This is a genomic window from Planotetraspora phitsanulokensis (assembly GCF_016863295.1).
Classification (GTDB): Bacteria; Actinomycetota; Actinomycetes; order Streptosporangiales; family Streptosporangiaceae; genus Planotetraspora; species Planotetraspora phitsanulokensis.
In genome coordinates this window covers 41,677-50,227 of record NZ_BOOP01000027.1, presented here as the reverse complement: position 1 = coordinate 50,227, position 8,551 = coordinate 41,677, and the positions used below count along the sequence as shown (strand labels likewise).

Annotated in this window: 8 protein-coding genes; 7 read left to right on the top strand and 1 reads right to left on the bottom strand. The window is 70.9% G+C overall.

The genetic code is table 11. The features are described from left to right. Nucleotides 1-146: 146 nt before the first annotated feature. On the bottom strand, nt 147-686 hold the full coding sequence (locus Pph01_RS28060) for a GbsR/MarR family transcriptional regulator (RefSeq protein ID WP_204076167.1): 540 nt from the start codon (nt 684-686) through the stop codon (nt 147-149). A 101-nt stretch (nt 687-787) separates the two neighbouring features. Here Pph01_RS28060 and Pph01_RS28055 point away from each other — a divergent pair, with 101 nt between their 5' ends. From Pph01_RS28055 to Pph01_RS28025, 7 genes are all read left to right on the top strand, one after another. Further along, complete coding sequence (locus Pph01_RS28055) at nt 788-1,708, top strand: ABC transporter ATP-binding protein (RefSeq protein WP_204076166.1); 921 nt, start codon at nt 788-790, stop codon at nt 1,706-1,708. Beyond that, a complete protein-coding gene (locus Pph01_RS28050; protein WP_204076165.1) occupies nt 1,705-3,312 on the top strand; it encodes an ABC transporter permease in 1,608 nt (535 codons plus the stop codon). The genes Pph01_RS28055 and Pph01_RS28050 overlap by 4 nt, the downstream gene beginning before the upstream one ends. Nucleotides 3,313-3,532: 220 nt before the next feature. Further along, on the top strand, nt 3,533-3,967 hold the full coding sequence (locus Pph01_RS28045; RefSeq protein WP_204076164.1) for an ester cyclase: 435 nt from the start codon (nt 3,533-3,535) through the stop codon (nt 3,965-3,967). A gap of 124 nt (nt 3,968-4,091) precedes the next feature. Then, entirely contained in the window at nt 4,092-5,906 is a 1,815-nt protein-coding gene (locus Pph01_RS28040) for a glycosyltransferase family 2 protein (RefSeq protein ID WP_204076163.1), read from the top strand. Nucleotides 5,907-5,980: 74 nt separating this feature from the next. Continuing rightward, nucleotides 5,981-7,009 (top strand): energy-coupling factor ABC transporter permease, encoded by a 1,029-nt coding sequence (locus tag Pph01_RS28035; protein WP_204076162.1) that lies wholly within the window; start codon nt 5,981-5,983, stop codon nt 7,007-7,009. Further along, nucleotides 7,006-7,770: a cobalt ECF transporter T component CbiQ gene (gene cbiQ, locus Pph01_RS28030; RefSeq protein ID WP_204076161.1), complete on the top strand. Its 765-nt coding sequence runs from the start codon at nt 7,006-7,008 to the stop codon at nt 7,768-7,770. Before Pph01_RS28035 ends, cbiQ begins: the two co-directional genes overlap by 4 nt. Continuing rightward, on the top strand, nt 7,767-8,534 hold the full coding sequence (locus Pph01_RS28025; RefSeq protein WP_204076160.1) for an energy-coupling factor ABC transporter ATP-binding protein: 768 nt from the start codon (nt 7,767-7,769) through the stop codon (nt 8,532-8,534). The genes cbiQ and Pph01_RS28025 overlap by 4 nt, the downstream gene beginning before the upstream one ends. Nucleotides 8,535-8,551: the final 17 nt, after the last annotated feature.

Below are 8,551 nucleotides of genomic sequence, written 5' to 3'. Positions count from 1 at the left end.
GCTAGAACGGAAGAGTACGGCTGGGGCGTTCGGTGGGAGACCTTTCTCCGCGGCCTCGGTCGAGGCGTTCTGTCAGAACGGCGACGGCTCGCGGAAGTCTCGCCGGGTCGGGTGGGAAGGCGGTGGTTCGCGGAAGCCTCGGCGGGTCAGACGGAGCCTGCGGGGTCAGGACCCGGCGACGCGTCCTCGGGCGCGCCGAGGCGCGTCAGGCGCCACCGCTCGAGGATGGCGACCATCTCGCCCTGCAGGAAACGGAGGAAGTCCGCCATCTCCACGACGCGGCTCCCCGCGGGCGTGCCGGGACCGCCGAGGGCGTCCACGCCGGTGAGGGCGAGCTTCGCGATCTCCTCGTAAATCTGCCCGTTACTGGCGGTCACCTCGTACCATGCGTGGTCCGGTAGCCGGTATCGGTCCCTGCGGGAGCCGCGGACGGGCTCGCGGACCAGCATGTTGAGCTGCATCAGATATCGCACGGAACCGGAGACCGCGGCCGGGCTGACCTCGAGCCGCTCCGCGAGCTCGCCCGCTGTCATCGACGCGTCGTCGGAGGTCGTCAGCGCGAACAACACCCGGGCGGCCATCCGGGGAAAGCCGAACCTGGCGAAGGTCATGGCCATCTGCTCGACGTAGTCGTGGACCGCGTCCTCGTCGCGCCCGCCCTCGGCGTCATGGTGTCGTCCGGTCACCTCGGCTCCCTCCCGGTCTGCTGCGATCTTCACACATTCTCTACGCGTCGAGTCCCTGGTCAGTATTCACAGTTTTGTGAAACTAATGTAGCTTCTGATGAGTGGAAAACATCATAACCGCCTCGGGCCTGCGGAAACACTTCGGCAGTACCCGTGCGCTCGACGGCCTGGACCTCGAGGTCCGCCGCGGCGAGGTTCACGGCTTCCTGGGTCCGAACGGCGCGGGCAAGACGACCACCATCCGCGTCCTTCTCGGCCTGCTGAAGGCCGACGCGGGCACGGTCCGCCTGTTCGACGGCGACCCCTGGAACGACGCCACCTCGCTGCACCGGCGTCTCGCGTATGTCCCCGGAGACGTCACGCTCTGGCCCAACCTCTCCGGAGGAGAGGTGATCGACCTCCTCGGCCGTCTGCGGGGCGGTCTGGACAACAAGCGCAAGAACGAGTTGCTCGAGCGTTTCGACCTCGACCCGAAGAAGAAGGGCCGGGCCTACTCCAAGGGCAACAGGCAGAAGGTCGGGCTGGTCGCCGCCCTCGCGTCCGACGTGGAACTGCTGCTGCTCGACGAGCCGACCTCCGGACTCGACCCCCTCATGGAGGAGGTGTTCCGGCAGGTCGTCGCGGAGGAGCAGGCCCGCGACGGGCGAACCGTCCTGCTGTCGAGCCACATCCTCTCCGAGGTCGAGGCGCTGTGCGACCGGGTGAGCATCGTCCGCGACGGCCGCACCGTCGAGACCGGCACGCTGACCGAGCTCCGCCACCTGACCCGCACCACCATCACCGCCGAGCTCGCGAGCCCGCCCGACGGCCTGGCGGACCTCGCCGGCGTCCACGAGCTGCACGTCGACGGCACCCAGGTCCGCTTCGAGGTGGACACGCCCCAGCTCGACGCCGCGCTGCGGCAGCTCACCGCCGCCGGGGTGCGCGGCCTCGTCAGCCGGCCGCCGACGCTGGAGGAACTGTTCCTCCGGCACTACAAGACCGAGACGAACGGCGAGGTCAAGGCCGAGGTGGCGCGGTGAACACCCTCGCGGGCACCGGCGCCCTGGTCCGGCTGATCCTGCGCCGCGACCGGTTCCTCATGCCTCTGTGGGTCGTGCTGATGGCCCTCGTGCCGATGTTCCTCGGATCGTCGATCAAGCAGCTGTACCCCACGGCCGCCGCGGTCGGCGAGTACGCGAGGGAGAACCTCGGCAACTCCACCTTCATCGTCCTCTACGGCCGGATCTATGACACGAGCCTGGGCGGCGTGACGTTCTGGCGTGCCAGCAGCGGCATGCTGATCATCGGGATCATCAGCATGCTCGTGGTCATCAGGCACACGCGGGTGGAGGAGGAGGCCGGTCGCCGCGAGCTCCTCGGATCCGCCGTGGTGGGCAGGCACGCCGGTCTCGCCGCGGCCCTCATCGCGACGATCTGCGCCAACCTCGTGCTCGCGGTGCTGCTGGCGCTCGGCCTGACGGGTCTCGGGCTGCCGGCCGGCGGGTCGTTCGCCGCCGGACTGGCCTGGGCGGCGACCGGCGGGATCTTCGCCGCCGTGGGGGCGCTCGTCGCCCAGCTCACCGAGGGCGCGGGAGCCGCTCGCGGCGTCGGCGTCACGGTGGCGGGCGCGGCCTTCCTGCTCAGAGCGGTGGGCGACGTCGCCGGCGAGGGGGCCGACCCCTCGTGGGTGTCCTGGCTGTCTCCCCTCGGCTGGATGAGCCAGATGCGCGCCTTCGGACAGGAGCAGTGGTGGGTCCTCGCTCCGGCCGTCGCGCTCATCGCTCTGCTCGTCGCTGTCGCGTTCGCTCTGCAGGCCCGTCGTGACGTCGCGGCCGGCCTGCTTCCGCCGCGCCTCGGCCCCGCGGAGGCCTCGGCGGGCCTGCGGACGCCGCTCGCCCTCGCGTGGCGGCTGCACCGCGGCAGCCTGATCGGCTGGACCGCCGGGTTCGCCGTGCTGGGCGCCGTGTTCGGCGGGGTCGCGAAGTCCGCGCAGGACATGCTCGCCGGCAACCAGCAGCTGATGGAGATCTTCGAGCGCATGGGCGGAGAATCGGCGCTCAGCGACGTCGTCATCGTCGGCACGATGGGCATCTCCGCCCTGATCGCCTCCGGCTACGCCGTCCAGGCCACGCTGCGCATGCGGACCGAGGAGGCGGGACTGCGGTCGGAGCCGGTGCTGGTCACGAGCGTCGGCCGCGTCTCATGGGCGCTGAGCCACCTCGTCTTCGCGCTGTTCGGGCCGCTGGTGGCGATGGCGGTCGAGGGGCTGGTCACCGGCCTCGTCTACGGGGTGAGCGTGGGCGACCCCGGCCGTGAGATCCCCCGCGGCCTCGCCGCCGCGCTGGTGCAGCTTCCCGCGATCTGGGTGCTGGCCGGGCTCACGACCGCGCTGTACGGCCTGCGGCCCCGCCTCGCGCCCGCCGTGGGATGGGCCGGCCTCGGCGTCTGCCTCTTCCTCGGGCTGATCGGCGCGGCCGTGCAGCTGAGCCAGGCGGTCCTCGACGTGTCGCCCTTCACGCACATCCCGAAGATCCCCGGTGGCGATCTGGCCGGGGTGCCCCTGGTGGTGCTCGTCGCGGTCGCCGGCGCGCTCCTCGCGCTGGGCCTGGCCGCGTTCAGGCGCCGGGACGTCCCCGTCGCCTGACCTCGTACGCCGATCCCGGGGGGTCACCGGGCGGATCCGGCCGCGAGCTGGTCCGCTCATGGCCCCCCTTCGACGTGCCCGGACGCCTGACACGGCCGGACGACTGGCGTGCGTGGACGGCCGGCGTGCGTGGACGACTGGCGCGGCGAGATGGCGATCGAAGGATGCTTGACCGAGCCCTTGGTACCGTGACCGATACTGACCGGAAAAGGGGGTTTTGGTGTCAGTTGCACGGGAGGTAACCGATCGTCTTCTGGCCGCTCTGAACGACCACGACCTGGACGCCGTGGTGAAGTGTTTCGATCCCGAGGCGGTCTACTTCAACGTCGGGGGCACGGCGGAGGGTCACGACCAGATTCGCGCGTACTACGGCTACCTGCTCACCGCGTATCCGGACATGCACTACAAGGTGCAGAACAAGGTCACGGAAGAGGACACCACGGTGACCGAGTGGCGGTTGACGGCCACCCATCGCGGCCCGCTCCTGGCGCCCGACGGCGAGACCATCGAGCCGACCCATCGCCGGATCCTCCTGCAAGGATGCAGCGTCAGCACGGTCGAGGACGGCATGATCGTCAGCTACCGCGTCTACTTCAACGAGCTGGTCCACTACGCGCAGCTGGGTCTGTTCCTGCGCTCCAGCGACGCCGCCTGACACATCCTTCCGATCGCGGCCGGGGCGATAGCCGTACGAACCTGGTCCAATGCGACGGGGGCTCCGCTGCCCGGCGGAGGGAAGCGGCTCGGGCACGGTCTCGATGGTCACATAATGGGTTTCGATGGAGACGGAGAGTGACCACAGGGTCGATGTCAGCGTGCTGGTGCTCACGCGCAACTGTCGCGCGCACCTCGACCGCTGCCTGACCTCCCTGCTCGTCCAGCGGGTCGGCAAGCAGATCGTCGTCGTGGACGACAGCTCGTCCGACGGCACGCGGGACCTCCTCGATCTCTATGCGGCGCACCACCCGGGAGTGATCAAGGTGATCCGTCAGGATCGCCGGACGGTGCCCGCCCGCTTACGCAACCGAGCCCTGGCCGAGGCGACGGGACGGTACGTCTTCTTCTGCGACGGGGGAGACCACCTCGGGCCCGACGCTCTGCGCCGGATGGTCGCGGCGGCCGACGCGAACTCCTCGGACATCGTCCTCGGCAAGATCGTTCGCCGAGGCCGGTCGGCGGGCCACCCCGTCCGCCTGCCCGAGTTCGCCTTCCGCGACGACGCTGCCATGGTCACCCTGCTCGACGGCGCCTACGAAAGCCTCTCCTGCTTCAAGCTGTTCCGCCGTGCGACGCTCGAGCGGCACGGAATCCAGTTCGACGAGAGCCTGACCGTCGGCGAGGACCTGGCGTTCACCGTCCACGCGTACTGCCACGCCGGCGTCATCTCGGTGGTCGCCGGCCACGACTGCTATCACCTGACCCCCCGGCGGGGCGGCGGCCACCCCATGGCCGAGGCGGCCGGCCGGGACCCGCTCGCCTGGCTGCGGATGATCCGCACGCCCCTCGAGCTGATGGCCAGGCACATCCCCCCGGGCGCGCTCCGCGACCACCTGCTGCTGCGGCACTTCCGGCTCGACGTGTTCGCCCAACTCGGCGCCCCCTTCCTGGCCGCGTGCGATGCCGCGCGCGAGAAGATCGTCATGGAGGTCGCCGACATCTGCGCGGAATGGCTGACCGACGGCGTCCGCGCGCGGTTCGGCGACGTCGAGCGGCTGCGCGCCGCGTCGTTGGACGACCACGACCGCCTCGTGCGGCTGGCTCATGTCGAGACGGCGTCGATGCGCCATCGGCTCCTGGAGCTGGCCTGGATCGGAGACCGGCTGGGGGTGTCGGGGAGCGTCTCGCTCGCGGGGTTCGACGGGGAGGTGCGCCTCGTCCTGCGTGAGCGGACCTCGCAGCGGGAGCGGAGCGTCCCCGTGGCTCGCATCGCCGACCGGTTCGGCGCCTCGATCGAGGTGACCTCGCTCACCTCCGGCATATGGGACGTCCACGTGGCCGTGGAGTGCGAGGGGGTCCGCAGGCTGGCCCGGCTTCGGGCCGACCCTGTCCTGGTCGCGCCCGACGCCCACTTCTCCTCGGGTGTCGTGGCGGTGCCTTTCCTCACGCGTTCGCAGGGCTACCTCGGGCTCGACGTCGGCGGCCACCTCCTGCGGGTCCCCGGCGCCGTACGGCTGGCACGCGCCGAGTGGACCGGCAGGCGGCTGCGGGTCGAAGGCCAGGTGCACGTGGGCGCCACGCCGGGCGCCGTGGCCGTACGGCATCTGATCTGGCGTGAACGGGCCTCTGGCCGGGAGCGGCGCCAGCCCGTCGTAGCGACCGGCTCGCACACCTTCGCCGCGGACGCGGGAGGCTTCTCCGCCGGGACGTGGGACGCCTACCTCGAGCTCGACGTGGGCGGGCCGCTCACCCGCTTCCCCGTCAAGGTCGACAGGCCGGAGGAGCTCGACGGGACCATGCGCTGGTGGTCCGGGCTGATGAGATGGACCGTCCGTCCGTACGCCACCGCGGTGAACCGGCGCCTCAGCACGTCGGTGCACGTTTCCACGCCGTTCACCCTGCTGGGTTCCGCGATGCGTAAGTTAGGCGCAAGTTAATTGCCAGTTGTTTGCAACTGCGACATGCTCCTCTAAGGTGAGGGCGTATTCCGCCACTTCGGAGGTGCTTGTCCATGCATGTCCCTGACGGGTTCTTCGACGTTCCCGTGTCCGCCGGAGCGGGCGTGGTCGCGGCCGCCGGTGTCGCGGTCTGCCTGCGACGGGCCAGGCGGGAACTGGACGACCGCACCGCTCCGATGGCGGGCCTCGTGGCCGCCTTCATCTTCGCCGTGCAGATGCTCAACTTCCCCGTCGCGGCGGGCACCAGCGGCCATCTACTGGGAGGGGCGCTGGCCGCCGTGCTCGTCGGTCCGGCGACAGCCGTCCTATGTGTGGCCGTCGTCCTGCTCGTGCAGGGCTTCTTCTTCGCCGACGGCGGCCTGACGGCGCTCGGCGTCAACATCTCCCTGATGGCGATCGTCACCGCCGTCGTGGGCTGGACCGTCTTCCGGCTGGTGAGCCGTACCGCGCCGCGAAGCCGTACCGCCGTGGTCGTGGGGTCGTTCCTGGCCGCGCTCGTCTCCGTGCCGGCGGCCGCGCTCGCGTTCACCGTCCTGTTCTGGCTCGGCGGCACCGCGCCGATCGAGGTGTCGTCCGTGGCCGCCGCGATGGGCGGCGTCCACGTGCTGATCGGACTGGGCGAGGGGCTGATCACCGCGCTGACGGTGAGCAGCGTGCTGGCCGTGCGGCCCGACCTGGTGTACGGCGCCCGCGGCCTGAGGGCGCCCCTGGTGCTCCGCACCGCCGACGGCGAGATTCCGGTCGACAATCCCGCGCCCTCGCCCGCGCCGAAGCTCGGCATTCGGCCGGTCCTGGTCGGCGGAGGGCTCGTCGCCCTGTTGCTCGCCGGTGTCGTGTCGTTCTACGCCTCGAGCGCGCCCGACGGCCTGAACAAGGTGGCGGCCGACAAGGGGTTCAACGCCAACGAGAAGCCCCACGACCTCGAGAACGGGCCGCTGGCCGGATACGGCGTCAGCGGTGTCGAGAACGAGCGGCTCTCCGGCGGGCTTGCCGGGATCGCGGGGGTGGGGATCACCGTCCTCGCCGGCGGTGCGATCTTCTTCACGGTGCGGCGGAGGCGTCGGGACGAGGCCGCCGCGTGAGCGCGGGCCATCATCACGCCCTCTACCTACCGGGGGACACCCCGGTCCACCGCCTGCCCCCGCAGTGCAAGCTGATCGCGGCGGTGGGATTCGCGGTGGCCGTCGTGGCCACACCGCGCGAGGCCTGGGGGGCGTTCGCCGTCGACGCGCTGCTGCTGGCGGCTGTCGCCGCGGCCGGGCGGGTCCCCCTCGGCCTCGTCCTGCGCCGCATGGTCATCGAGGTGCCGTTCGTGTTGTTCGCGGTCGCGATCCCGTTCATCGGCCTCGGGGAGCGGGTCGAGGTGCTGGGCCTGTCCCTGAGCCTGCCGGGGCTCTGGGCGGCCTGGAACATCCTGGCCAAGGCGACGCTCGGGGTGGTCGCGTCGATCCTGCTGGCGGCCACCACCGAACCGCGCATGATGCTCCTCGGGGCGGAGCGGCTCCGCCTGCCGTCGCTGCTCGTGCAGATCGCCACGTTCATGCTCCGCTACCTGAGCGTGATCCTCGACCAGGCGCGGCGGATGCGGATCGCGAGGGAGTCGCGGGGATTCGTCGCCAGGGACATCCGTCAGGCGCCCGTCCTGGCCAGGTCGGCGGGCGCGCTTTTCATTCGATCGTACGAAAGGGGAGAGCGGGTGCACCTCGCCATGTTGAGCCGGGGCTACACCGGTCAGATGCCCGCCGTCCATGATCTGCCGGCGTCGCGACGGCAGTGGGCCGTCGCCGCGGTCCTGCCGGTGCTGGCCCTCACGACGGCCGTGGTCGCGCGGAGCCTGGCATGACATCCGCGGGGGACTCGGGAACCGTCGTGTCGCTCCAGGTGAGCGGGCTCGCGTACGCGTATCCGGACGGGACGCAGGCGCTCTTCGGCGTCGACCTGACCATCAGGCGCGGTGAGCGCGTCGCGCTGCTCGGGCCGAACGGCGCGGGCAAGACCACCCTGGTCATGCATCTCAACGGCATCCTCACCGCCGGTCACGGGACGGTCGAGGTGGCCGGTCTCCCCGTCCGGTCCGACACGCTCCGGGAGATCCGCCGCCGGGTCGGGCTGGTGTTCCAGGATCCCGACGACCAGTTGTTCATGCCGACCGTGCGCGAGGACGTCGCCTTCGGGCCGGCCAACCTGGGCGTGCGGGGCGAGGAACTGGACCGGAGGGTGCGGGACGCGCTGGACCGGGTCGGCATGCTGGAGGTCGCGGACCGGCCGCCGCACCATCTGTCGTTCGGGCAGCGGCGCCGGGTGGCGGTGGCCACCGTGCTGGCGATGGAGCCGGAGATCCTCGTGCTCGACGAGCCGTCGTCGAACCTGGACCCCGCCTCGCGACGCGAGCTCGCCGAGATCCTGCGGAATCTGGACGTGACGGTCCTGATGGTCACGCACGACCTTCCGTACGCGCTGGAACTGTGCGAGCGTTCCCTCATCCTCTCCCGTGGGGTGATCGCCGCGGACGGGGCCACCCGCTCCCTGCTCGCCGACGACGAGTTGCTGGCCGCCCATCGGCTCGAGTTGCCGTACGGCTTCGCGCCGTCTGCTCTCCCACGGTGATGCGCAAGTAAAGTGGG

Coding starts and splice junctions, on each gene's coding strand:
- Pph01_RS28040 (WP_204076163.1), top strand. CDS start 4,092: ATGGAGACGGAGAGTGACCACAGGGTCGATGTCAGCGTGCTGGTGCTC.
- Pph01_RS28035 (WP_204076162.1), top strand. CDS start 5,981: ATGCATGTCCCTGACGGGTTCTTCGACGTTCCCGTGTCCGCCGGAGCG.
- Pph01_RS28025 (WP_204076160.1), top strand. CDS start 7,767: ATGACATCCGCGGGGGACTCGGGAACCGTCGTGTCGCTCCAGGTGAGC.